This window comes from Bradyrhizobium jicamae (assembly GCF_018130695.1).
Lineage (GTDB): Bacteria > Pseudomonadota > Alphaproteobacteria > Rhizobiales > Xanthobacteraceae > Bradyrhizobium > Bradyrhizobium jicamae_B.
Window position 1 is genome coordinate 186,908 of the sequence record NZ_JAFCJX010000002.1, and the last position, 22,845, is coordinate 209,752.

General features: G+C 62.9%; 24 protein-coding genes. 21 read left to right on the top strand and 3 right to left on the bottom strand.

The annotated features are described in order from the left end of the window. Positions 1 to 9 precede the first annotated feature (9 nt). Entirely contained in the window at positions 10 to 981 is a 972-nt protein-coding gene (locus JQ604_RS03605) for a C-terminal binding protein (RefSeq protein WP_349631046.1), read from the top strand. Beyond that, positions 978 to 2,015 carry a phosphotransferase family protein gene (locus JQ604_RS03610; protein ID WP_212353110.1) on the top strand — a complete coding sequence of 346 codons (1,038 nt, stop codon included), beginning with the start codon at positions 978 to 980 and terminating at the stop codon, positions 2,013 to 2,015. The genes JQ604_RS03605 and JQ604_RS03610 overlap by 4 nt, the downstream gene beginning before the upstream one ends. A 39-nt stretch (positions 2,016 to 2,054) precedes the next feature. Here JQ604_RS03610 and JQ604_RS03615 read toward each other — a convergent pair whose 3' ends face one another. Beyond that, complete coding sequence (locus JQ604_RS03615; protein ID WP_212353113.1) at positions 2,055 to 2,834, bottom strand: fumarylacetoacetate hydrolase family protein; 780 nt, start codon at positions 2,832 to 2,834, stop codon at positions 2,055 to 2,057. A 204-nt stretch (positions 2,835 to 3,038) separates the two neighbouring features. Here JQ604_RS03615 and JQ604_RS03620 point away from each other — a divergent pair, with 204 nt between their 5' ends. Genes JQ604_RS03620 through eno form a run of 5 tightly spaced genes read left to right on the top strand, consistent with a single transcriptional unit; the run spans position 3,039 to position 8,264 of the window. Beyond that, positions 3,039 to 3,887, top strand: a complete 849-nt coding sequence (locus tag JQ604_RS03620) for a branched-chain amino acid ABC transporter permease (protein ID WP_212353116.1) — start codon at positions 3,039 to 3,041, stop codon at positions 3,885 to 3,887. After that, a complete protein-coding gene (locus JQ604_RS03625; RefSeq protein ID WP_249157981.1) occupies positions 3,878 to 5,629 on the top strand; it encodes a branched-chain amino acid ABC transporter ATP-binding protein/permease in 1,752 nt (583 codons plus the stop codon). The genes JQ604_RS03620 and JQ604_RS03625 overlap by 10 nt, the downstream gene beginning before the upstream one ends. Next, positions 5,619 to 6,326 (top strand): ABC transporter ATP-binding protein, encoded by a 708-nt coding sequence (locus JQ604_RS03630; protein ID WP_212353119.1) that lies wholly within the window; start codon positions 5,619 to 5,621, stop codon positions 6,324 to 6,326. The genes JQ604_RS03625 and JQ604_RS03630 overlap by 11 nt, the downstream gene beginning before the upstream one ends. Continuing rightward, positions 6,319 to 6,906: a cupin domain-containing protein gene (locus tag JQ604_RS03635; protein ID WP_349631054.1), complete on the top strand. Its 588-nt coding sequence runs from the start codon at positions 6,319 to 6,321 to the stop codon at positions 6,904 to 6,906. The genes JQ604_RS03630 and JQ604_RS03635 overlap by 8 nt, the downstream gene beginning before the upstream one ends. Before the next feature lie 32 nt (positions 6,907 to 6,938). Continuing rightward, positions 6,939 to 8,264 carry a phosphopyruvate hydratase gene (gene eno, locus JQ604_RS03640; RefSeq protein WP_212353122.1) on the top strand — a complete coding sequence of 442 codons (1,326 nt, stop codon included), beginning with the start codon at positions 6,939 to 6,941 and terminating at the stop codon, positions 8,262 to 8,264. An 87-nt stretch (positions 8,265 to 8,351) separates the two neighbouring features. Here eno and JQ604_RS03645 read toward each other — a convergent pair whose 3' ends face one another. Continuing rightward, positions 8,352 to 9,314 (bottom strand): LysR family transcriptional regulator, encoded by a 963-nt coding sequence (locus tag JQ604_RS03645; protein ID WP_212353125.1) that lies wholly within the window; start codon positions 9,312 to 9,314, stop codon positions 8,352 to 8,354. 451 nt (positions 9,315 to 9,765) lie between these two features. On the opposite strand from JQ604_RS03645, the gene JQ604_RS03650 reads away from it, so the two are divergent. The 5 genes from JQ604_RS03650 (at position 9,766) to JQ604_RS03670 (ending at position 15,022) form a co-directional block, all read left to right on the top strand. Next, on the top strand, positions 9,766 to 10,770 hold the full coding sequence (locus JQ604_RS03650) for a VOC family protein (protein WP_212353128.1): 1,005 nt from the start codon (positions 9,766 to 9,768) through the stop codon (positions 10,768 to 10,770). A gap of 22 nt (positions 10,771 to 10,792) precedes the next feature. After that, complete coding sequence (locus JQ604_RS03655; RefSeq protein WP_212353131.1) at positions 10,793 to 11,326, top strand: carboxymuconolactone decarboxylase family protein; 534 nt, start codon at positions 10,793 to 10,795, stop codon at positions 11,324 to 11,326. 67 nt (positions 11,327 to 11,393) lie between these two features. Next, positions 11,394 to 12,611, top strand: a complete 1,218-nt coding sequence (locus JQ604_RS03660) for an amino acid ABC transporter substrate-binding protein (protein WP_212353134.1) — start codon at positions 11,394 to 11,396, stop codon at positions 12,609 to 12,611. A gap of 56 nt (positions 12,612 to 12,667) precedes the next feature. Continuing rightward, the gene (locus tag JQ604_RS03665; protein ID WP_212353877.1) at positions 12,668 to 13,765 is read left to right on the top strand and encodes an alcohol dehydrogenase catalytic domain-containing protein; all 1,098 of its coding nucleotides are present in this window, start codon (positions 12,668 to 12,670) and stop codon (positions 13,763 to 13,765) included. A 147-nt stretch (positions 13,766 to 13,912) separates the two neighbouring features. Further along, positions 13,913 to 15,022: a hypothetical protein gene (locus JQ604_RS03670; protein ID WP_212353137.1), complete on the top strand. Its 1,110-nt coding sequence runs from the start codon at positions 13,913 to 13,915 to the stop codon at positions 15,020 to 15,022. A 57-nt stretch (positions 15,023 to 15,079) separates the two neighbouring features. Here JQ604_RS03670 and JQ604_RS03675 read toward each other — a convergent pair whose 3' ends face one another. Continuing rightward, positions 15,080 to 15,553: a MarR family winged helix-turn-helix transcriptional regulator gene (locus JQ604_RS03675; RefSeq protein ID WP_212353140.1), complete on the bottom strand. Its 474-nt coding sequence runs from the start codon at positions 15,551 to 15,553 to the stop codon at positions 15,080 to 15,082. 263 nt (positions 15,554 to 15,816) lie between these two features. Between JQ604_RS03675 and JQ604_RS03680 the strand changes: the two genes are divergently transcribed. The 9 genes from JQ604_RS03680 (at position 15,817) to JQ604_RS03720 (ending at position 22,760) form a co-directional block, all read left to right on the top strand. Then, the gene (locus tag JQ604_RS03680; RefSeq protein WP_212353143.1) at positions 15,817 to 16,812 is read left to right on the top strand and encodes a hypothetical protein; all 996 of its coding nucleotides are present in this window, start codon (positions 15,817 to 15,819) and stop codon (positions 16,810 to 16,812) included. Between the two features lie 94 nt (positions 16,813 to 16,906). Further along, a complete protein-coding gene (locus tag JQ604_RS03685; RefSeq protein WP_249157983.1) occupies positions 16,907 to 17,452 on the top strand; it encodes a cytochrome c in 546 nt (181 codons plus the stop codon). Between the two features lie 238 nt (positions 17,453 to 17,690). Next, positions 17,691 to 18,398 carry a LysE family translocator gene (locus JQ604_RS03690; protein WP_212353146.1) on the top strand — a complete coding sequence of 236 codons (708 nt, stop codon included), beginning with the start codon at positions 17,691 to 17,693 and terminating at the stop codon, positions 18,396 to 18,398. A gap of 371 nt (positions 18,399 to 18,769) precedes the next feature. Further along, complete coding sequence (locus JQ604_RS03695; protein ID WP_212353149.1) at positions 18,770 to 19,207, top strand: hypothetical protein; 438 nt, start codon at positions 18,770 to 18,772, stop codon at positions 19,205 to 19,207. Positions 19,208 to 19,351: 144 nt separating this feature from the next. After that, complete coding sequence (locus tag JQ604_RS03700) at positions 19,352 to 19,498, top strand: hypothetical protein (protein ID WP_212353152.1); 147 nt, start codon at positions 19,352 to 19,354, stop codon at positions 19,496 to 19,498. Then, on the top strand, positions 19,485 to 20,291 hold the full coding sequence (locus JQ604_RS03705; RefSeq protein WP_212353155.1) for an ABC transporter ATP-binding protein: 807 nt from the start codon (positions 19,485 to 19,487) through the stop codon (positions 20,289 to 20,291). Before JQ604_RS03700 ends, JQ604_RS03705 begins: the two co-directional genes overlap by 14 nt. 79 nt (positions 20,292 to 20,370) lie before the next feature. Continuing rightward, complete coding sequence (locus tag JQ604_RS03710) at positions 20,371 to 21,036, top strand: GntR family transcriptional regulator (RefSeq protein WP_212353158.1); 666 nt, start codon at positions 20,371 to 20,373, stop codon at positions 21,034 to 21,036. A gap of 78 nt (positions 21,037 to 21,114) precedes the next feature. Further along, positions 21,115 to 22,206, top strand: a complete 1,092-nt coding sequence (locus JQ604_RS03715; RefSeq protein ID WP_212353160.1) for an LLM class flavin-dependent oxidoreductase — start codon at positions 21,115 to 21,117, stop codon at positions 22,204 to 22,206. A gap of 47 nt (positions 22,207 to 22,253) precedes the next feature. Next, positions 22,254 to 22,760 carry a flavin reductase family protein gene (locus JQ604_RS03720; RefSeq protein WP_212353163.1) on the top strand — a complete coding sequence of 169 codons (507 nt, stop codon included), beginning with the start codon at positions 22,254 to 22,256 and terminating at the stop codon, positions 22,758 to 22,760. The last annotated feature ends 85 nt before the right edge of the window (positions 22,761 to 22,845 follow it).

The following is a 22,845-nucleotide window of genomic DNA, read 5'->3' on the forward strand; positions in this document are numbered from 1 at the left end:
AACGCCACTGTGCTGCTGACCGATTATGCGTGGCCTGACGATTCCATCGAACGGGGAATCGTTGAAGGCGCAGGTATGCGCCTCATCAGCGGTCCGTCGACGCCTGCGTCTGCCGAAGCGATCGATGCACTTGCGTTGGAGCATCAGCCTGCCGCCATCATGACGTGCTGGGCGCCGGTATCGGCCAACGCCATCGCGGCCTCTGCCGGGCTCAAGATCGTGGCGAGGCTCGGGGTTGGGCTCGACAATATCGCAGTCGACGCTGCGACCGGTCGCGGCATATGGGTTACCAATGTGCCCGATTATTGTGTCGAGGAAGTCTCCGATCATGCCGTCGGCTTTGCGCTCGCCTGGACCCGCGGGATCGCCCTGTTCGATCGTGACGTGCGTGCCGGTCGCTGGGATCCCGCCGGCGCAAAGCTTCGCCGCTTGTCGGAACTGACCTGCGGCATCATTGGGTTTGGGCGCATCGGTCGCGCCACCGCGCGCAAGCTCGCCGCGTTCGGCTGTCGCATGCTCGCGTTCGATCCCCACCTGACTGCCGCGCCTTCCGATGTGCAGCCGGTCAGTCTGGAATCCCTGCTGGCGCAGAGCGACGTCGTCGTCGTGCACGCGCCACTGACCGATGCGACGCGTCATCTCATCGATCGCGAACGCATCGCCTTGATGCGTCCCGGAAGCCTTCTGATCAATGTCAGTCGCGGCGGGGTGGTCGACACCGACGCGGTCATCGAAGCGCTCGAGGGCGGGACGATTTCGGGCGCCGCGCTCGACGTTCTCGAGACGGAGCCGAACGTGCCGCCTCGGCTGCTTGCCCAGCCGGGTGCGATCATCACGCCGCACGTCGCGTTTTCGTCGGATGCCTCCTTGCGTGAACTTCGCACGAGGGCGGCCGAAGAGGTCGTCCGCGTCCTCAGCGGCCAGAAGCCGCAACAGCCGCGCAACGCCCCCGTTCCGCGCAATGGCGGGGTGCCGGCATGAGCAGCGCGAGCGGTCCCGTCGAAACCGTCTTTGGAGCCAGTCCCGATCCGAAGCTTGATGCCTTTCTGGTCTCGAAGGGGCTTGCCCGCGCCGACGAAACCGCGCGCTGGTCCGCCCTCGCGGGCGGTGTGTCCTCCGACATCTGGCGCGCCGACTTGCCCGGCCGCTCGCTCTGCGTGAAGCGGGCGCTGGCGAAGCTGAAAGTCTCCGCCGATTGGCAGGCGCCGGTTTCGCGCAACGCCTACGAATGGGCGTGGATGCAGTTCGCCGTGGAGCACTGTCCCGACAATGTCCCGCGGCCGCTGGCCCACGATCCGGAAGCGGGCCTGTTTGCGATGTCGTTTCTCGAGCCCGCGCAGCATCACGTCTGGAAGGACCAGTTGCTGGCCGGGGAGGTCTCAAGCAAAACGGCCTCAGCTGTCGGCCGGCTGGTGGGACGCTTGCATGCCGCGAGTGCGGGCCAGGCGCAAGTGGCGAAGGCGTTCGATACAAGCGACAACTTCTATGCCCTGCGCATCGAGCCATACCTGATCGCGACGGCGCGCGTGCGTGCGCCGGTCGCCGGCCGGTTGACTGAACTGGCCGAGCGGACGATCGGTGCGCAAATCGCGCTGGTGCACGGGGACGTCAGCCCGAAAAACATCCTGGTCGGTCCGCGTGGACCGGTGCTGCTCGATGCGGAGTGCGCCTGGTTCGGCGATCCGGCGTTCGATCTGGCATTCTGCCTCAACCACCTGCTTCTGAAGTGCCTGCTTTCCGGGGCGCCGCGCGACGAATTGATGTCCGCGTTTGCGGCGCTCGCCGAATCGTATTGCGCAGAGATCAATTGGGAAGCGCGCGAGACGCTGGAAGCCCGTGCCGCCGCCTTGCTGCCGGCGCTCCTGCTGGCGCGGGTCGACGGCAAGTCGCCGGTGGAATATCTCACCGACGAGCAACAGCGGGATCATGTCCGCTCGTTTGCGGTCCCGCTGCTGCAGCAGCCTGCAACTCGCGTGGTCAATATCGGCGAGCGCTGGCTTGAATCATTTCGCTGAGCGCGTTAGCTCCGTTGAAGCGAGGCGGGAATGATCGTTTCAGGCGTGCTCTGCCTTCACGTCGTTGCGCAGCACGCCGATTCCGGGAATCTCGACCTCGATCGCGTCGCCGACCTGGATGGGACCCACGCCGGCCGGCGTGCCGGTCATGATCACGTCACCCGGCAGCAGGGTCATGAACCGGCTCAGATAGGCGATGGTCGCGGGGACCGGGAAAACCAGGTCCGCAGTGCTCGCATCCTGGCGGACCGTGCCGTTGACGCGCGTGATGACACGCAGGCTTGACGGATCGAGCCCGGTGACGATCGCCGGTCCCAGCGGGGCGAATGTGTCATATCCCTTGCCGGCGAGCAGGCATCCGAAGGCGCTCTCGCGACGCTGGACGACACGGTCGCTGACGTCATTGCCGCAGGTGTAGCCAAACACGTGGTCGAGCGCGTCAGCTTCGGAAATGTAACGGCCCTGCTTGCCGATGATGACCGTCAGCTCGCCTTCGAAATGAACGATCTCGCCATCGTGCGGGTAGACGATCGAATCGTCGTGGCCGATCACGGCGGTGCTCGGTTTCATGAACAGAACGGGTGCCTGCGGATCGGCTTTGCCCGTCTCCTGCGAATGGGCCCGGTAATTGTAGGCGAGGCCGAACACGCGGGGCCGATCGACTGGCGCGAGGATGCGCGCGTCGGCAAGCCTGTCCGCATTCCCCGTCCGGTGGAGGCCGTCGAATGGCGAGCCTTCCAAACGGCTGATGGTGGATCGGTTGCTTTCAAGGATCCCGTAATACGCCCGCCCGTCCAGAGCGTATCTGACGATGTGCATGATCATCCTCGCCTCAGTTTTGATCTGTGCTAACGTTAGCTATGATCAATCGGTGCGGTCAAGGGCTGCTTTTCTTGGGCGCAGATATTAATCGAGTTGACAAACTGCGTTCCGATGTGCAAACGTTAGCATAACGGCAGGTCGCTTTACGAAGCGGGCCGGCGCTTGTCGCCGGCGTTGCCGGGGTGGAAATCAGAGGGCGGGATGAGCTTTACGTTGCTCGCGCAGTCGACAATCGGAGGCGTGCTGCTCGGCGGCATCTACGGATTGCTGGCCCTGGGGCTCAGCTTGAGCTGGGGGTTGCTGCGCCTGGTCAATCTCAGTCATTTCGCGCTCGCGTTCCTCGCCGCCTATGTCGGCTATGGCCTTGGCACGAGATTCGGATGGCCGATCTGGATGTCCGGGCTGGCGATCCTGCCTGCGTTCTTTCTGATCGGCATCGCGCTCCACGCGGTGTTCGTCCGCTTCAAGGTCGGCGAATTTGCATCGATGCTTGTGACTTTCGGTCTGACGGTTCTCATTGAATCGTTCATCCAGTGGGTCTGGTCGGCCGACTACCTCAAATATGAGACAGGCTACACGCAGGACACGCTCCGGCTCGGCTCGCTCTACATTCCGCTGCTGGAGCTGGTCGCGTTCGGCTTCGCGGTGGCGCTCGCGCTCGGTGCCTGGCTCGGCTTGAACCGGACGATGCTTGGCAAAGCGTTGCGCGCTGCTGCCCAGGATGGGCCGGTTGCCGCGGCATTCGGCATCAACGCCGCCGGGCTGTCATATCTGCTCGCCGGCCTTTGTGCGGCGTCGGCAGGAGTCGCCGGCGTATTCATCGCGCTCACCTCGACGCTCGCGCCGTCGCAAATCGAGGCCTGGATCGGCGTCATCTTCGCGGTGGTGATTATTGGAGGATTGGCGAACCCGCTCGGCGCGCTTGCCGCCGGTGTGCTGGTCGGCGTCTCCGAGGCGGTGACCATGGCGCTGGTCAATCCGGCCTGGGCGCCGCTGGTCGCGTTTTCGATCCTGATTGCTCTCTTGCTGTGGAAGCCGCGATGGCTCTGATTGAGAAAAGTGCTCGCGTAGCTCTCCCGGCCGCGATGCTGCTGCTGGTGCTGCTGCCGTTTACCGGTATCGCGGATTTCTACCTGTCATATCTCTACGTCGTCTGCTTCTGGGCAGCGCTCGCCACCAGCTGGGGCATCCTGAGCGGCTACACCGGCTACTGGAGCTTTGGCCACGCCGCGTTCTTTGGCGCCGGGGTCTATACGACCGCGACGCTTTGCGGAAAGTTCGGGGTGCCGTTCCTTCTGACCGTTCCGCTGGCCGCCGCCGTCGCAGCGCTTCTCGCCGTGGTGATCGGGCTGGTGGTGTTCCGCAACAAGGGGCTGCGCGGGGAGTTCTTTGCGCTGCTGACGCTGTCGGTCACCTTCGTCCTTGCCGCGATCATCTCGAACACGTCGATCGACGGTGGCGCCGGCATCTATCTGAGCAAAGTCGCGTTACCTCAGATCGCGCCCTCCGTGTCCGGTTCGATCTATTTGATGGGACTGCTGCTCGCCGCGACCGCACTGCTTGTGTCCCGCCAAATCCTTCGCTCGCGGCTCGGCGAAGGACTGCTCGCGATCCATGACGACGAGGACGTTGCTGAAGTGAAGGGGGTTCCGGCGCTTCGCTACAAGCTGATCGCCTTCGCCGTCTCGTCGGCGATTGCGGGAGCCGCGGGATCGATCCAGGCGGTGTATGTCGGATATGTCACAGTCGGCGAGACGTTCTCGGTCACCGTGCCTCTCTACGTCGTGCTGATGAGCATTCTCGGCGGTGCGCGGCACTGGGCCGGGCCCGCGATCGGCGCGACGCTGATCACGGTGGCGCAGAGCCTGGTTGTCGGCGGCGGGCATGCCGAGCTTGGTCGGGCGGTCGTCGCGCTGTTGCTGATCGTGGTGATCCTGACGATCCCGCAGGGCATCGCGCCCCGGCTGTTGCGGCTGTTCTCGCGGCGCGGCGCGGAGCCGCAGGGCACGGGTGTTCAGCAACTGCGCCTGGTCGATACGAAATCCGATGAAGCGGCAATTGTTGGCGGCAAGGTGATCCTGGAATGCCGGGCTGTCGCGAAATCCTTCGGCGGCATTCGGGCGCTGCGCGGCGTCGACCTTCGGGTCAACGAAGGCGAGATCCTCGCGCTGGTCGGTCCGAACGGATCGGGAAAGTCGACGTTGATCAACATGATCAGCGGCCACTTCAGATTGACGGCGGGCCGCATCGAGCTGGACGGCGCCGTTATCTCCGGCCTGCCGCCGCACGAAATCGCCCGATGTGGCGTGGCGCGGACCTATCAGATCCCGCGCCTGTTCGACAACATGACGGTGTTCGAGAACGTGCGGCTGTGCGCCGGATTCAGCGGCGCCGGCAAGGAAACGCCCGACGATGCGGCGCGGCGATGGCTCGCCTTCATCGGATTGTCGGAGAAGGCGGACCTGCTGCCGCCTGCGCTGAACCTGCATCAGCGCAAGTTCCTCGAATTCGCGCGCGCGCTTGCTGCACAGCCGCGTCTGTTGCTGCTGGACGAAGTGCTGTGCGGATTGACGCCGCCGGAGGTCGACCAGGCGGTGGCGATGATCCGCAAGATCAGGGCCGGCGGCACCACCATCATCTTCGTCGAGCACCTGATGCGGGCGGTGGTCGCGCTTGCCGACCGGATCGCCGTGCTCGATCAGGGGACGCTGCTCGCGTTGGGGCCGCCGCGCGAAACGATGCAGGATCCGCGCGTCATCAGCGCCTATCTCGGGACTCCCCATGCTGCTTGAGGTCCGCAATCTCCAGGTGAAGTACGGTGACGCGCCCGCGATATGGGATGCCACGCTCGCCGTCGGCGCCGGCCGGATCGTGTCGGTGGTCGGGCCCAACGGGGCAGGCAAGAGCACGCTGATCAACGCCATCGCGGGTCTGCTGCGGCCGAGCCGGGGCGAAATCCTGATCGATGGCGTCGACACGGCGCGCGTTCCAGCCTACCGCGTCTGCGATCACGGCGTCGCCATCGTTCCGGAGGGGCGGCGCCTGTTCACGCAGATGACGGTCATGGACAACCTCGAGCTCGGCAGTTACCGCGCGGGCGCGCAGGCCTCGCGCGCGGAGGCATTGAACGAGGTGTTCTCGCTGTTCCCGGTCCTGAAGGAGCGGAGTAACCAGGTTTCAGGTTCGATGTCCGGCGGCCAGCAGCAGATGGTGGCGATCGGTCGCGCCCTGATGGCGAGGCCGCGGCTCCTGTTGATGGACGAGCCCTCGCTCGGCCTGTCGCCGGCGGTCGTTGAGGATATGTTCCGGATCATTCGTGCGATCAACGAACGCGGGGTGGCGGTGTTGCTGGTCGAACAGAACATCACCAAGGCACTCGAGCTCGCCCATCATGCCTATGTGATCGAGGACGGACGTATCGTCACCGCGGGAGATCCGGCCCTGCTGCTCAACGATCCCCAGATTCGAGAGGCTTATCTTGGTGTCTGACCTGCAAGAGAATGGCTTCCCCGTCGCGGTTCGCCGGATCGTCACCCATCACGATAACGTCGGGAAAGCCGATGTGATGCTCGACGGCGTGCCGCCGCGCACGGACGTGTTTCAGCACATTCCCGGCATGGTCTCGCGCCTGATTTGGGCGACCGCGCAGACGGCAGTCGTGCCCGCTGCCGGCATCGACCCCACCACGTCGGTGACAAGCATTGCTCCGGGGCCGGGAGAAACCCGCTTTCTGGTCGTCACGTTTCCGCCGGACAGCGTGTTCGCGGCGCCGGACTTCGATCCGGCCGCGGCAGTCGAAGAGAACCTCCGCCTCAATCCTGGCCTCGCCGAACGTTTCGAGCCCGACGGCATGCACGCGACCGACACCGTCGACTACGGTATCGTGCTCGACGGCGAGATCTGGCTGGAACTCGATGACGGGCGCCAGACATGCCTGCGCAAGCACGATGTCGTCGTGCAGAACGGCACGCGCCACGCATGGCGCAACAAGAGCGAGCGCGCGGCGACGCTTGCTTTCGTCCTTGTCGGCGCGCGCCGAGCGGCGTTACCGAAACCCAATACGCGATAAGAACCAACAAAATTGAAGAACAGGAACTTGAAATGACTGACACAACCATCGCGCGGGTGCATGGGCGTCGCGTCTGGGATTCCCGGGGGCGGCCGACGGTCGAGGTCGAGGTGACGCTCGCTTGCGGAGCAACCGGACGTGCCACTGCGCCGGCCGGCGCCTCGACCGGCAGCGGCGAAGCGCTCGAACTGCGCGACGGTGGACCGGCGTTCGGCGGTCTCGGCGTGAACAAGGCGCTGGCGTCGATCAATGGCGAGATCGCCAAGGCGTTGGCCGATCAGGATGCATGCGATCAACTCGGGCTTGATGAGAAGCTGGTCGCGCTTGACGGCACGCCGAACCGAAGCCGGCTCGGCGGGAACGCGATCGTCGCGACCTCGATGGCCCTGCTGCACGCGGCGGCCGCGGCGAGCCGGCAGCCGGTTTGGCGCTACCTCGCCAAAGGTGGAGCGGTCCGTCTGCCGCTGCCCGAGATTCAGATCTTTGGCGGCGGCGCACACGCGGCGCGGCGCGTCGACGTGCAGGATTTCATGATCATGTGCCCCGCGGCCTGCAGCTTCAGCGAAGCGCTCGAATGGACCGCGGAAGTCTACCGGGCGGCCGGTGTGCTGATGAAGAAGACCGGCAAGCTGCAGGGCGTCGCCGACGAGGGCGGCTACTGGCCGGCTTTTACCAGCAATGAAGAAGCACTCGATACCCTGATGCGGGCCATCCAGGATGCAGGACTGCGGCCGGGAGCCGAGGTCGGGATCTCGCTGGATATCGCCGCATCCGAGTTCGGCGAGGGCGGATACTACGTCCTGGCCCTCGACGGCCGACGTCTCGACACCGGCGCATTGATTGACATGCTGGGCGGGTGGCTCGATGCCTATCCGATCCTGTCGATCGAGGACCCGGTGGCTGAGGACGATCCGCAAGGCTTTCGCGCCTTCACCGGTCAATACGGGGCGCGGTGCCAAATCATCGGCGACGACTTCCTCGTCACCAATGCTGGGCGCGTCGCGGCAGCGGCGGCCGAAGCCAGCACCAATGCGGTTTTGATCAAGCCGAATCAGGCCGGTACGATCAGCGAAACGCATGCGGCGCTGCTTGCGGGCAGGAAAGCCGGCTTCGGCACCATCGTCTCCGCGCGGTCGGGCGAGACGGAAGACGTCACAATCGCACACCTTTCCGTGGGGTGGGATGCGGGTCAGCTCAAAGTGGGTTCATTCTCCCGCTCCGAGCGCATGGCCAAGTGGAACGAGGTCCTGCGAATTGAGGAGCAGCTTGGGACGGAGGCGAAGTTCAGCGGCTGGTCTGCATTGCCGTTTCGGGGTTCTCCTTTGCTCGAATCCGGCGATCGAACATTTGGGAACTGAAACCTGTCCGTTTGGTGTCTGAGCCGGATCGTCGCCTGATGCCGCCTTTTGGGCGGCCAGGATATTTCGACCTGTTCGCGAGGCGTTTCACGACAGCGGAAGCTCCCAATACGGCGGCTTCCCGAAGGCGTTCCGAAAGTGGCTGACGAAGCTGCGCACCTGGCGAGATTGCGATAGTTGCGGAGCCCAGACGAAACTGATGTCGCGCGGCTCCAAATCGCTGTCGATGCGCCAATTTGGCAGAAGCGGCACCAACTGCCTGCCAGCCAGGAATTCATTGACGGTCCAGTTCGCAATCAGGGCTACGCCCATGCCGCGAACTGCGGCATCAACAAGAACGTCGGAATAGTTGGACGCCAGCGGTCCTGACACCTTTTTCGCAACGTAGCTTTTTCCCGACCAGCAGTGCCAGATGCCCGTGGGGGCGAGCCGCGTGTGAACCAGGCACTGATGATTTGAAAGGTCCTCGGGATGCCTGATCGCGCTCTTGGTGGCGAGATAGGCCGGCGAAGCGCACAGGACGCGACGCTGTTTCGCGATCCGTGCCGCAACGAGCCACTGATCCGGAAGGTGGCCTATCCTTATTGCCAAATCGACGTCTTCGCGAATGACGTCGACCCTCTCGTCGCTCAGGATGAGGCGGATATCGATTGAGGGGTTCTTCCGCCTGAACTCCTGCAGGTGCGGGAGAATATGCTTCCTCCCGAAATAAGGCGGCGTCGCCACGCGCAACAATCGCGGAGCGCCGCTGGCAGATCTGATTTGATCCATCAGGATATCTGCCGCCCGGAGCACGTCTTGTCCGGATTCGATCAGAATTCTTCCGACGTCGCTGGGCGCGATCGTGCGTGTCGTTCGCTTGAAAAGGCTCACCTCCAGGGTCGCTTCCAACGCAACGAGCTGGCGCGATAACGCCGATTGCGAAAGACCCAACGCGGCTGCCGCATCGGTTATCGAGCCGTGCTTGTGTATGGCGAGAACCAGTTCGATGCAGGCAAGAAGCTCGGACTTCTGTCGGTAGGCTTCGGCGGCAGTGGAGTGCTTCCTCATCGGGTCCGCTCCCTATGGGCAAAACGCTGTCCAGCGCGCTCCGCGATCACCCTCCCATTAATGCAGGATACGCATAAATGTAAATCGTCCTTGCGAGTGGAATCGTGCCCCGGTTTCCGGCAGTCTCATCATTCGTCCACCGAAGAACCAGAACGCGCTGGAGCAAGTGCGCAAGAGAGATGCGGTACGGGAGAAGCCGTTTGAACGGAATTCCAGGCCACGATCCGGCCGCTGCGATCGAGGCACCGGAAGCGCAAACGTTTGCACTAATCTGCCTTGCGTTCGCTTTGCCATGGTTCTCCGCTGAGGCGCTCGCTGAGCTGTTGATAAAAGCGTCTCGAGGCCCATGAGGGTTTGAAAATTCCTCGACAGCGTCTGTTGACAATCCGCGAACTTCTGAGCCAATATGCTAACGTTAGCACAAAATTTGATGGGAAGGTCCAAGGTCTTCATGCTTCCGTCCGTAAACCTGCGTCCGCCGTTCAATGTCACGCGCGCCAGCCACGTGGTCCTGCACGTGGCCGACCTCGCGAGGAGCAGGGATTTCTACGTCAAGATCGCCGGGCTCGTCGTCTCCGATGAAGACGACGGCGTCTGCTATCTGCGCGGTCTTGCGGAAGCCTGTCACCACAGCCTCGTGCTGGTTCGGTCAGGCAAGGGCGCGACCTGCAAGCGGATTGGAATGCGCGTGTTCTTCGACGAGGAGCTGGAGCTTGCCTATCAATTCTTCAGAGCGCGCCAGCTCCCGGTCGAATGGGCCGAGGTACCGCACCAGGGGCGGACGTTGCATGTCGAGGATCCTGCCGGGACCAAGATCGAGCTCTGCGCGCGCATGGAAACGCGCCCGCGGCTGCATCTGAAGCGCGAGATCTTCGCGGGCGCCCAGGCGCAGTCCCTGGATCACTACCAGCTGCTCGCGCCCGACGCGTTCGCGCTGTGCGGCTTCTATGGCGAGCTCGGCTTCCGGGCCTCGGAATATCTCGCGCATGGCGACAAGCTGCTCGGCTCGTTCATGTACCGCAAGGGCACTGTGCTCGACCTCGCTGTTGTCGAAGGGCAGGGCCCGCGGCTGCACCACTTTGCGTATCTGGTGCCGGGAGCCGATCACATCTTTGCGGCGTGCGATCTCGCCGGAAACTACGGTCTTGCTGATTGCGTCGAGCGTGGGCCCGGCCGCCACGGACCGGGCGGCGTGCTGTTCGTCTATCTGCGCGATCCGGATGGGCATCGGATCGAGCTGTTCACCGACCACTATCGGACCATCGACATCGAGATCGAACCGGTGCGCTGGGAGGCGGCATCGCTCAGCACCCGCGCGCACTGGGGATTGCCGGCACCCGCACGATGGTACTTCGAGGCGACCAACTTCGAAGGCGTGCCGGTCGTCGATCCCGCCGTACGACCAAGCCCGGAAACACTCGAGAGCTATGCTCAAAAGCTCTCGTCACAAAATTGAATGCGACAAGGAAAATAGCGCGATGGCAAGGGTCAAATATCTTCAGGCGGCCGATCTCGGCGAAGAAGGCAAGCCGCTGTGGGAGCGTCTCCAACGCGAGCGCAAGGTGCCGACGGCGAACATCTTCACGGCGCTGGCGCATGCGCCTCAAATTCTCGATCAGTTCCTGTCCTATGCCAATGCGATGCGAGGGGCGAAGCTCAGCCCGAAATTGCGCGAGATGGCGATCCTGACCGTCGGGCACTGCACGGCCTCCGAATACGAGATCGCCCATCACCAATCGCACGGGTTGAAGGCGGGGATCAGCCCGGAGCACCTCAAACAGATCGACAAATTCGACACCTCGCCGCTGTTCAGCACCGAGGAACGCGCGGTCATGGAGTTCGCCAGGGAATCCACCCTGCGCGTCGATGTGAGCGATGCCACCTGGAATCGCCTGACGGCCTTTCTGAGCGAGCGCGAGCTCGTCGAATTGGTGCTGACGGTCGCCTGGTACAACTCCGGGGTCCGCATCATGGGGGCGCTCGCGATCGAGCTGGAAGAGGGCTACCGCTGAGCGGACGTACGAGAGCCGCCGTGTCCGGCGGGAACATCAAAACAAAGACTGGAGGGAGGGGACCCCAATGACATATTCGCCGATGCGACTTCGACGCAGAACATTCCTGGCTGGCGCGGGCTCACTCGCGATGTCGCTCGCCCTGCCGGCACTTGCCGACCAGGGCGCAGGCCCGATCAGGGTCGGGCAGACGCTTCCCCTGACCGGACCGCTCGCGTCGGTCGGCAGTATCCACAGGCTGGCCGTCGAGGTGTTCGTCGACACGATCAACGAGCGGGGCGGGCTGTTGGGACGCAAGCTGGAGGTCGTCCTGCTCGACGACCAGTCGCAGCCGGCGAATGCGCGCACGCTGTATGAACGGCTGATCACCGCCGACAAGGTCGATCTGCTGATGGGGCCATACGGCACGAGCGCGATCATTGCGGCGATGGGCGTCGCGCAGCGGTTCGGAAAGCTGCTGATCCAGAGCAGCCTCGGAGATCCGAAGCTCGCACCCTACGAGATGCAGTTCCCCGTGCTTCCGTTGGGGCCCGATCCTTTCCGTGCCGATACCGAAGTCGTGCTCGACGCCTACGCGGCGACGCGCGAGCCGCCGAAGACGATCGCTTTCGTCACCAGCAAGTTTCCTTCCGCGCTGGAGCTTGCGAAAGGAGGCCAGGAAGTCGCGCTCAAGCGCGACATGAAGGTCCAGATGTTCCTCGAATACGAATTCGGCACCCGCGACTTCGGCGGAATCGCGGCGCGCATCAAGGATGCCAATCCCGACCTGCTATGGTCCGGCGCGATCGGACTGGAAGCGACCCAGTTGCTCGATGCGATGGCCCGCATCGACTACAAGCCGCGGCGTCAGTTCTATCTGTTTCCCGCGCCGGGACCGACCGTCGTCAACCCGAATGCGAACGGTCTCACGAGCCTGACCTGGTTCGAGGACCATGAGCCCTTCACGAAGAACGGCGGCGCGGCGAAGTTCGTTGCGCTCTACACGGAGCGCGCGAAGGCCTCCGGCCTGCCCTGGCCGCGCGCGGAGTCGCAGGCTGCGGCCGAGTTCGCCGCCTGGCAGATCCTGGAGGCCGCCGCGACCGCGGTCGGGCAGGTCAACGACAAGGCCATGGCCGCCTGGCTGAAGACCAATTCGGTCAACACGGTTCTCGGCGTCCGGAGCTTCGAGGGCCAGTTCAACACCGGTCCGGCGAGCACCAAGCTCAGGCAGGTCCAGGACGGCAAGTGGGTCACCGTCTGGCCTGCCGGCTTCCGGCCGCCCGAAGCCGACATGATTGCTCCGTGACAACGGGCACCACCGAAACCGCTAACGTATAAGGAAGCTCTCTCATGGAACGGACGATGGTCGCAGCGAGGCTGCACGCGCTTGGGCAACCGATGTCGCTTGACACGATCCCGGTGCCGAAGCCCCGGCCAACCGACGTGCTGGCGCGCGTCAAGGCATGCGGCATCGTCCCCAACATGGCGAACGTCATCAACAATTGGCCGACCTGGTTTCCGCATCAGCCGCTGCCAAAATTTCCGGCCGTATTCGGGCTGGATCCGGCTGGCGTCGTCGAGGAAGTCGGTGAGGCCGTCATCAACGTCAAGGCCGGCGACCGCGTTTATGTGAGCCCGCTGCGCTCCTGCGGATCCTGCAAAGCCTGCCGCGCCGGCCAGCGCAGCCATTGTCGCTATTTCACGCTGAACGGATATTTCAGCACGAGCAGGGACGGCCAGCGCATCTTCGATCTGTATCCGTACGGCGGCTTCAGCGAATACATGACCGCCCCCGAATACGCGATCGTCAACCTCCCGGACAACCTGAGCTTCGAGCAGGCGGGACGGTTCGGCTATCTCGGCACGTCCTACGGCGCGCTGAAGAATGCCGGAGCAGGTCCGGGCCAGGTCGCGCTGATCGACGGCATCACCGGAACGCTGGGCGTCGCGGCCACTGTGCTCGGCCTCGCCATGGGCGTATCGCGAATTCTCGGCACCGGCCGCGACGAGCAGCTGCTGAGCCGCGTCAAGGCGATCGCGCCCGGCCGCATCGAGGTGATGTCGCTCGGCAGCGGCTCCAGCGGCGAGTGGGCCAAGGCATTGACCGGCGGCGAGGGCGTCGATTTCGTCATCAGCGCGCTCGGCGCCAAGGCGCCTGCGGCCACCATGGTCGACTCGATGAAGGGAGTCCGTCGCGGCGGCAAGGTCGTCAACGTGGGCGGCGTGGCTGAAGACCTCCCGATCGATGTCAAGTGGCTGATGGACGAGCAGGTCCAACTGATCGGCTCGAACTGGTTCACGACCGCGCAGGGGCAGGAGATGGCGGAGATGGTGCGCTCTGGGACCATCGATCTGTCCTATCTCGAGCACCGGCGCTTTCCGCTCGCGCGCGTCAACGAAGCGATCTCGGGCTTGAAGGACCGCGACGGCGGATTCAGCAACTACGTCGTCATTCCATGAAACGACATGCCGTGGGCCGGGTGACCCGCGGCGTGCCCCTTGACTGTCTGCAGATGCGGCGCGGAGCGCCGTGGATGGGAGGGTGCCGTGCAAAGCATGAGGGCAGGTTCGGCAAGAATTGAAGCGGCGCGACCAAGGCGGGATTCCATGATCTGGATGCGGTGGCCCCAACACGAGTTGTACAGCCTTCAGTTCATGCGCATCCTTCAATTTGCCGAGTCCGGGGCCAGCACCGTCCGCGAATGCTACCTGGCCGCGGAGCAAATCCGGCCGGGCGACAGCGATAGCTGGTACTGCGCGTGGAAGCGGTTCGCGGACGACAATCGCGCGAGCGCGCAGCGGATGATGGGCGAGGGACATGTCCGGCTCGCCCGGGACATGTTCCTCAGAGCGAGCGCGTATTATCGATCGGCGGAACTGTTTCTCGCGGACTACGATCAGCGGCGGCGGCGCGTCCTCGATGCCATGGAGGATTGCTCGCTGCAATACCTGCGCTGTCTCGACCCGGCGGCGGAGCGCGTCGACATCCGGCATGCCGATGAGTCGATTGCGGGCTATTTCATTCCCGGTGCGAACGGCGCACGCAAGCGGCCGGCGGTGATATGTGTCGACGGGGCGGGAGAGCCGAAGGACGGACATCTGTTCCGGATCGCGGCTCGCGCAATCAGCCGTGGCCTGTCGCTGCTCCTGATCGATCTGCCCTGGCCGATGGGCCAAGCCCCGCGTGGTTTCGACGCCGACAGGTACGGGGTCGAAACCGCGATCAGCACGTGCGTCGACTATCTCATGGCGCGCGCCGACGTCGATGAAAAGCGAATCGCAATCTACGGCGATGGACTGGGTGCGTCATATGCAGCGCGCGCGGCAAGCCTCGATACGCGATTTGCGGCCGCAGTATGCGACGGCGGGCTGTTCGACAGCAGCTACGGTCATTCCGTGCTGGGGTCCTTTGCCGGGCAGCCGCTCGGCCGGACGCTCGACCGGGGAGTGCTCCACGGGATTGCGCGCAATATCGCCTGTCCGTTCCTGATCACGATCAACTGGGACTGCCTGCCCGATACCGACGCCGCGATGAAGTTGTTCGGCTATTGCCGGTCGTCGGGCATTTGCGCCGACCTGGAGCCCTCGTTGCTGAACGAGCAGCTTCCCGATCGACGGACCTGGATCGAGCCTGATCGGAACTTCATCCTCGACTGGATCACTTTGAAGTTGGCGGAGCGGCACCAGAGCGGAGCGGTACGGCATGCCGACATTTGACGAAAGGCTGTTCTCGGCAAAGTCGCGCGCACGCTATGCGTGGCGCTCGGCTGCGGTTCAGGCATCCACCGAAGCCCGCAGCGCGCGTTCCGAGTTTTTCCGGATGATCGCCAGCGTTGCATTCAGATTCGTCAGGCTCCGCGCGTCGACGTTCTCAAGAATGATTCCGTTGAGCGCCTCGCGCTGGTCCGACAATTTCTGGATCTCGGCGCGAGCCCTGGCCGTGAGCGACATCAGAACAAGCCTGCCATCAATCGGCGATGGCTTTCGCGACAGCAGGCCGGCCTTCTCCAAATGCTTCGTGTGCATTGCGACGAACGTGGCGTGGGTGCGGAGCTTGGTTGCGACGTCCACGCCGGAAACTCCGCCGCCCTGGTTGAGATCCTCGATGGCCATCAGGATCAGCCATTGGGCTTCACTGACTCCGAGTTGCTCCGCCCAGGTTTTTCGGATGTCTCCGAGCAGCGAGCCTATCTCCAGCACATTCCAGACGAAGTCCGTCATTGCTGCATCAAGCTGTTTCCCGACCATTGCGAATTCCGATCGTGTTGCTGTCCGGACCGTCGGCGGCTGTTTCGATTCAAGCCATGCTACGGCTTGATGACCGTCAAAAGCTAGTCTGAAAACTCGGCTTGCGCGTGGCAATTAGGCAACATCTTCACGAATTGTAATAACGAAGAAAAATAACGAATTTAATTCATGAATTAAATGCACTAAAGGAATCCGAGCGGACAATGAAGAAGAACCGGAAATTCGGCGATGTCCTGTTTGACGCACCTTAGTGGAGGATTGAAATGCCGTTTCGTTCAAATATCGGAGCTCTTGTCGTTGCATTCTCGATGATCGGGAGCTTTGCCCCCGGCCATGCAGCGGACGTCGACGAACTGCCGGCCAAGGCGACGCCCAAGCCCGTGGCGCCGGTGCCGTTCTTCTATGTCAACGACAACAGGCTCACCTATGCCTACATGCCGAATGGCACCGATCCCGGTGTTACGGCGTCGACCGCGAAGCAGGCCTACGCCTTCACCCATTTCGACGCCTGGGCGTACGGAACCAACCTGATCAACCTCGCTCTCTACAAGTCGGATCACAACGATCCCGCCGCGCCCTGCACGCCGACCGGCAGAACCGGCTGCGCCGGCGCAAGCGACTTCTACGGCTTCATCCGCAGCACGTTCGGTTTCAACGAGATCTTCAACACCAAGGCGTTCACCGTCGGTCCGCTGCGGAACGTTTCGCTTGAGGTGGGCGCCGACGCCGGTGTGGAGAATAACCCGCTGGCGCCAGCCAAGCGATCGGGCGTGATCGGCCTGATGTTCGCGTTCGATCTGCCCTACAAGGGCTTCTTCAACGTGGCGCCGCTCTATTACAAGGAGACCAACCACAGCTCCTTCCTGCCGGCGCCGTCCGACGGCACTTTGGATTTCCGCGGCACGTGGGCGCTCGAGACGAACTACTACATGGATCTCGGCTTCCTGCCCGCGAACATGCAGTTCTGGTCGATCAGCGGTCGTGCCGCCTGGTACGGACCGAAGGGACCCGGCACCAGCGTCCCAGGGACGGTCAACAGGACAACCGAATTCAACAGCGAGCCCATCCGTCTGACGCTCGATGCCAGCAAGGCGGTCTGGGGCGACAAGTATTCGCACTTTGTCGATGTCTGGGTGGCCTATCGGTACTGGAAGAACAAGTTCGGTCTCGACAATAACCTCTCGCCCTCGTGCACCGGTAGGTTTGTCGGCAGTTGCGTCGAGTCTTCGGTGTACTCGGGCGTTACCGTGAAGTTCTGACGTCCGGCGCCGTCACAATCGTACGCTGCGCGCAGACATCTCCGGCAATGCCCTGCCGGAGATGTCGATCTGCCGGGCGTGAGAGGAGGTTGCCATGCTGACTCGTCAATTCTCGCGGCGGTTGCCGCGGAGGGGCTGGATTCGTGCCGGAGCCGTCTGGCTTTTTTGGGCGATCGCTCTTGCTGGAGCGAGTGGTCCGGCCGGCGCCGACGAGCGTCAGGTTCAGCGCGGAAAATATCTGGTTGGAATCGTGGGCTGCGGTGATTGCCATACGCCGGGCCACTTCTTCGGGAAGCCGGATCTCGGCCGCGCTCTCAGCGGCTCCGAGGTTGGTTTTGAAATCCCGCAGCTTGGTGTGTTCTACGGTTCAAACCTGACGCCGGACAAGGAGACAGGCCTCGGGAACTGGTCGGTTGCCGAAATCGTCACGGCGTTCACCAAGGGCATCACCCCGGACAAGCGAGAACTGTCGCCGGCAATGCCGTGGCGGGGATTCTCGGAAATGACGGCAGCGGATGCCTATTCGATTGCCGAGTATCTGAAGACGCTGAAGCCGGTCAAGAACGCGGTGCCCGGTCCGTTTGGACCCACGGAGAAACCCACGTCCTTCGTGATGAAGATCATTCCGCCCTCGAACTAGCTGATATTTGTTCGCGGGTCGATTCAAGTCCAGCCGCCTGCACTAGCTTTGGTACCCAGTTGGTGTCACGAAACACCAGTCCGAGCCGTAGCTCGATTGACGGGTTTTGGTCCAGGAGAAACGAAAATTCCTTGTCTATCAATGGGGGTTGACTGACACTCTCTCCGTCACGCCTCGATCTTGCACACCAGTTCGCGAATTTGCGCGATGCCTCTATGCCTGATGGTGGTCGCCCGAAGTGCGCGCCCTGTCCCTTTACGAAGCCGGCAAATTTGTGAAAGAACGAGCCGAGGCCCCGCGGCGGATCCTGGAGCGGTCAGTAGTGTCATTGCAGCTTTGGCTTTCATTTGCAGCGGCGTCAGCCGCAGTGGTGGCGATTCCCGGCCCGACCGTGTTCCTGATCGTGACGCACGCCGCGAGCCAGGGCTATCGCATCGCCGTCCCGATGATCGTGGGCTCAGCCTTGGGCGGTACCGTCGCGATGACGCTCGCGATGGCCGGGCTGGGTGCTCTTCTGATGTCTTCGGCTTTGCTGCTGACCATCCTCAAGCTCGTCGGTGCGGCCTACTTCATTTGCATCGGCATCAAGATGTGGCGTGCCGATCCAGGCGGGATGAAGAAGGTCGTCGCGGAGTCTCAAACCAGCGCATGGAAAGCCTTCTGCCACGCCTTCGCGGTGACCGCATTGAACCCCAAAGGCATCGCCTTCTTCCTCCTGTTCCTGCCGGCCTTCGTCGACAGTCAGGCGCCCTACGTCCCTCAGGCTTTGATCCTGATCTCAACGATGGTGATGATCGGCATCATCAATGATGGACTCTACGCGGCCTTCGCACTCCAGTTGCGCCGGCAGGTACAGCGGACGTCGATGGTTCGCCGGATCAACAAGGCCGGTGAGGTGATCCTTGTCAGCCTCGGCATTGTGACGGCGGTTCATCGTTCCGGCTGACCCGGCAGACGGCCGACCGGCGCGCCGTCATTGCTTCCTCGCCGGGCCTCCACAATGAGATCGACGACATGACGCGCTACGCGCGAAGGCGGGCGTGCAAGCTGCGGTCTTGACGCGCTCCAATGGAGTTCCGGGGCTGCCTTGTCGCGCCAAATCCCTGCAAATCATTGAGATTACTAGAAATATCAAGTGATAAATCATGCTCAATATTTGAGCAAGACAAAAGAAATATACTGTATATTGTTATGGCGACCGAACGGGAAGATCGCACGGGGGCCGGCGACCGTTGTCGACGCTGAGTCTGCATCATCGTCCGTCGCCCCGGCGAAAGGTCGAAATTCGTCTTGTCCAACGAGGTCAGGAGCAGCGCCATGAGCGACACGTCGACGATCTCCAAGCGCGCGTTCTGCTCCCTGCTGCTCGGCATTCCATCGCTGGCGATTCTCGGCGGCGCGGCGACTGCGCAGGACTCGCATGCGCTCAGCATCGCATTCCCGACCGACGTCCAAAGCTGGGATCCGACGGCAGTCACGTTCCCTGCCGGCCAGTCCATCTTCAAATGCGTTTTCGATTCACCGCTGCACTATGGGCCGGACCAAAAACTGATGGGTCGCCAGATCCGTGAACACCGATGGATCAGCGACGACAACACACGCCTCGAAATCTCGCTGCACGACGGCATCCTGTTCCACGACTCCACGCCACTCACGATGGAGGATGTTCGCTACAGCTGGATCGAGCGTCCCCGGACCAACCGGAAGCTCAGCATTGCCGGCATGATGAATCCAAAGCTCAGGGGCATGACGTGAAAGCCATCCTCGATCGCACTATCGCTCGCATGGCGCATTCGCCGCGGATCGCAGCAGGTGTGACTGTTGCTTCCACTCCGGCGCCGCAGTCTCGGATCGAGAGCTGTCCGAAGCCCCTCACCCAGCAGATTGAATCCCAGGACCGTGACGAAGATCGCAATCACCGGCAGCACGATTAAGATTCTGGTGTCGCATATGCTGAAGAATGCAGTGCTTCCGACCATCACCGTGATCGGCGCGCAGTTCGGGTTCCTGTTTGGCGGAACTCTCCTGGTGCGTGTCGCTGCGTGACGTCAGCCTGACCTATCGGTCGCGTCGCGGCTTCCTCGGACTGCAGAGATCGTCATTTGATGCAGTCAAGTCTGCGACCTTCTCGGTCCGCCGCGGCGAAATGGTCGGGATCGTTGGAGAGAGCGGCAGCGGCAAGACCTCGATCGGCCGTCTGATCGTTGGTCTTGAGCGGCCGTCGTCCGGCAGCATTGTGGTCGAGGGCGACCGGGATCAAGGGATCCTGCATCTGACGCGACGCGACGTGCAGATGATCTTCCAGGATCCGCAGGCAGCGCTCAATCCGCGGCGGAGCGTCCTCCGTCTCCTGACTCAGGCGCTCGAGGCGACCGGCACGACGCCGTCCGCAGAGCGGCGCCGGATCGCCGAACGGCTGTTGCAGGAGACGGGACTCCCGCGGGACTGCCTGCATCGCTTTCCGGCCGAGCTGTCGGGTGGGCAGAAGCAGCGGGTCAATATCGGTCGCGCGCTGTGCGCCATGCCGCAGATCGTGGTCGCGGATGAAATCGTCTCCGGCCTCGATGTCTCGGTCCAGGCCCATATTCTCAATCTGCTGCTCGAGCTCAATCGCCGCCATCGGATCACGATCATTCTGATCAGCCACGATCTGGCGGTGGTGCGATATCTCTGCGCCCGTTCGCTGTTCATGTACCGGGGCGAGATCGTCGAGGAGGGCGCGACTGACGTGGTCTTCGAACACCCGCATCATCCCTATACGAAGGCGCTGCTGGCGGCCGTCCCGCCGGAAACCGCGGAAATCGCGCGGCCACAGCTTGCTGCGAGCATCGTGCAATGAGAATATCAATCTTCGATTTTACCCCTGTCATATCGGGCTCCAGATGAAAGCGATTCGTAGGGCTGTGCCCGAGCCAAAGATGGCCAAGTCGAAGAGCCTTCGCGAGAAGGTCTACGATATCTATCGCGAGCGCATCGGCACCGGCCAGATCACGCATGACGACCGCATGGTCGACATGGAGATTGCGGCCGAGCTCGGCATTTCCCGCATGCCGGTCCGGGAGGCGTTGATGCAGCTCGTTCACGAAGGGATGCTCGAGAGCTCGTCACGCGGCTTTGTGCTGCGGAGATTTTCCGATTTCGAGATCGAGGAGATATTCGAGATCAGGAATTTGCTGGAGCCGGTGGCAGCGTCGCGAGCGGCGTCGAACATGACGGACGCCGTGCTTCAGCAGTTGGAAGGTGTATTGAAGAAATGCCGGCGCGCATCCGAGACGGGCGAGATTGCGAAATTCATCGTCACCAACGCCGAGTTCAGGAACACCTGGCTTCGGCAGGTGACCAACAGTCAGCTCGTCGCCGCGATCACGACCTATGTCGATCACGTGCAGGCCGTGCGCCTGGCGACACTGCAGCGCGTGGCGGTTCGCAACGACGTGCTTGAACTGATGCAGGCTCTGCTGGAGGCGTTTCGGACGCGCAACGCGGCAAAGGCGGCCGCTGTGATCGAGCGCGCGCTCGGCAACGCGCTTGATGCCTTCCGACACGAGCGCGAGCATTCGTCCACGGCAAGAAAGGTGTCCTGAGCTCACTGCACCCGCTGCGCCCCCTTGACACCGGTGCGCGTTCTAAAACAATATACTGTATATTATTTGGAGTGAGCTATGTCGCTACCCAATCCGATGGCTTCGTCTGCGGAATCCAGCTTCAAGCTCGGCGTCTTCTCGGCCAATGCGGACCGCGGCAGCGCGTTCACGACCGTGCCGGAGGCCTGGACCGCCGAATGGACCGATTGTCTTCAAGCTGCACAGATCGCCGATCGCGGCGGCTTCGATTTCTTCCTGCCGATCGGACGCTGGCGCGGCTATGGCGGCTCGACCCGCGTGCGCGAGCATTCATTCGAGACCTTCACCTTCGCGGCCGGGTTGGCATCGGTGACCTCCCGGATCGCGCTCTTCATGACGGTGCATGTCCCGCTGCTGCATCCGCTCTACGCCGCCAAGGCGCTCGCGACGGTCGATCACATCAGTCGGGGTCGGGCCGGCCTGAACATCGTGTGCGGCTGGAACCCCGACGAATTCGGCATGTTCGGTGTGACGCTGGTCGATGATGCCTACGTCCAGGCCAGGGAATGGCTCGACGTGATCGTGAACACCTACAACAGCGACGCGCCGCTCGACTTCGCAGGGAAGTATTATCAGTTGAAGGACGCCGTCAGCCGTCCGGCCTCGCTGCAGCGGCCGCGGCCGGTGACGATGAATGCTGCGTTCGGTCCGGCCGGGCGAGATTTCGCGGCCCAGCATTGCGACCATCTGTTCACCAGCTTCACCGATCTCGATGTCGCCAGGGGACATGTGCGCGACATCCGCGACCGTGCCGATCGCTTCGGTCGATCTGTCGGCATCTTCACCGTGGCGCATGTCGTGTGCCGCGAAACCGATGCCGAAGCTGAAGACTTCTACGACTACTATTCGCGCCGGAATGTCGACGAGGCGGCCGTCGACTATCACATGAGGCAGAAGAAGAACTTCAGCCAGAGCCACGAAGACGATGCGTTTCGGCTCTACAGGCAGCGCTTCGCGGCCGGCACGGGAAGCTATCCGCTGGTCGGCTCGCCGCGGACAATCGTCGATGAGCTCTCGAAAATCGCAGGCATCGGCTACAACGGCGCTGCGCTGTCATTCGTGAACTACAGGAGTGAACTGCCGTTCTTCTGCGAGCAGGTCATTCCCAGAATGAAGGAGGCCGGCCTGTGAGCGGGACCTCCATGGCAGGGCCATATGCCGCCGCTGGGACACAGGCGTTGCCCAACGATGTCCTCGCCGCGGGATCGGGCCTGTTCAAGGCTGGCATGCGGCGCCTGACCGGCGGTGTCGCGATCGTGACGGCAAGGGGATCTGACGGAAGCCTGGTCGGAATGACGGTAACGTCGGTGTGTTCCCTGACTGCAGAGCCTCCGATGCTCCTCGTCTGTGCCAACAAGACGGGATCCTTTGCAAGCCATGCGCAGCGTGGGGCAGCATTCTGCGTCAACCTGCTTTCGGCTGACGACGAAGAGGTTGCCCGTGCCTGTGCCGGAATGACCAGCCAATCCCGTGAAGATCGCTTCGACGGGGAGCATTGGCGAACCGGCGCCGACGGCACGCCGATCCTGCTGACCGCGCTTGCGCGGTTTCATTGCGTCGTCAGCGATCTGGTTCCTGCATCGACCCATCTGCTGACGATCGGCCGCGTCTGGGATGTGCATCTCGGTCATAGCGGCGGCGCCGCGCTCGCCTACCGCGAGGGGCAATTCATCAAAGTTCAATAGGACCCAGCGCGCAGACGCTTTGGTTCCAACGAAGGTGAGTCGGACAGAGGTCTCATGTCGATTTCGTGGTTTTGTCAGTGGCAGG

What these genes read in the sequence shown, in the direction of transcription:
- JQ604_RS03685 (WP_249157983.1), top strand. Translation starts at nt 16,907, where the DNA reads ATGCTGACTCGTCAATTCTCGCGGCGGTTGCCGCGGAGGGGCTGGATT.
- JQ604_RS03645 (WP_212353125.1), bottom strand. Translation starts at nt 9,314, where the DNA reads ATGAGGAAGCACTCCACTGCCGCCGAAGCCTACCGACAGAAGTCCGAG.
- JQ604_RS03620 (WP_212353116.1), top strand. Translation starts at nt 3,039, where the DNA reads ATGAGCTTTACGTTGCTCGCGCAGTCGACAATCGGAGGCGTGCTGCTC.
- JQ604_RS03695 (WP_212353149.1), top strand. Translation starts at nt 18,770, where the DNA reads ATGAGCGACACGTCGACGATCTCCAAGCGCGCGTTCTGCTCCCTGCTG.
- JQ604_RS03630 (WP_212353119.1), top strand. Translation starts at nt 5,619, where the DNA reads ATGCTGCTTGAGGTCCGCAATCTCCAGGTGAAGTACGGTGACGCGCCC.
- JQ604_RS03710 (WP_212353158.1), top strand. Translation starts at nt 20,371, where the DNA reads ATGGCCAAGTCGAAGAGCCTTCGCGAGAAGGTCTACGATATCTATCGC.
- JQ604_RS03715 (WP_212353160.1), top strand. Translation starts at nt 21,115, where the DNA reads ATGTCGCTACCCAATCCGATGGCTTCGTCTGCGGAATCCAGCTTCAAG.
- JQ604_RS03615 (WP_212353113.1), bottom strand. Translation starts at nt 2,834, where the DNA reads ATGCACATCGTCAGATACGCTCTGGACGGGCGGGCGTATTACGGGATC.
- JQ604_RS03650 (WP_212353128.1), top strand. Translation starts at nt 9,766, where the DNA reads ATGCTTCCGTCCGTAAACCTGCGTCCGCCGTTCAATGTCACGCGCGCC.
- JQ604_RS03655 (WP_212353131.1), top strand. Translation starts at nt 10,793, where the DNA reads ATGGCAAGGGTCAAATATCTTCAGGCGGCCGATCTCGGCGAAGAAGGC.
- eno (WP_212353122.1), top strand. Translation starts at nt 6,939, where the DNA reads ATGACTGACACAACCATCGCGCGGGTGCATGGGCGTCGCGTCTGGGAT.
- JQ604_RS03670 (WP_212353137.1), top strand. Translation starts at nt 13,913, where the DNA reads ATGATCTGGATGCGGTGGCCCCAACACGAGTTGTACAGCCTTCAGTTC.
- JQ604_RS03610 (WP_212353110.1), top strand. Translation starts at nt 978, where the DNA reads ATGAGCAGCGCGAGCGGTCCCGTCGAAACCGTCTTTGGAGCCAGTCCC.
- JQ604_RS03665 (WP_212353877.1), top strand. Translation starts at nt 12,668, where the DNA reads ATGGTCGCAGCGAGGCTGCACGCGCTTGGGCAACCGATGTCGCTTGAC.
- JQ604_RS03675 (WP_212353140.1), bottom strand. Translation starts at nt 15,553, where the DNA reads ATGGTCGGGAAACAGCTTGATGCAGCAATGACGGACTTCGTCTGGAAT.
- JQ604_RS03660 (WP_212353134.1), top strand. Translation starts at nt 11,394, where the DNA reads ATGACATATTCGCCGATGCGACTTCGACGCAGAACATTCCTGGCTGGC.
- JQ604_RS03625 (WP_249157981.1), top strand. Translation starts at nt 3,878, where the DNA reads ATGGCTCTGATTGAGAAAAGTGCTCGCGTAGCTCTCCCGGCCGCGATG.
- JQ604_RS03680 (WP_212353143.1), top strand. Translation starts at nt 15,817, where the DNA reads ATGCCGTTTCGTTCAAATATCGGAGCTCTTGTCGTTGCATTCTCGATG.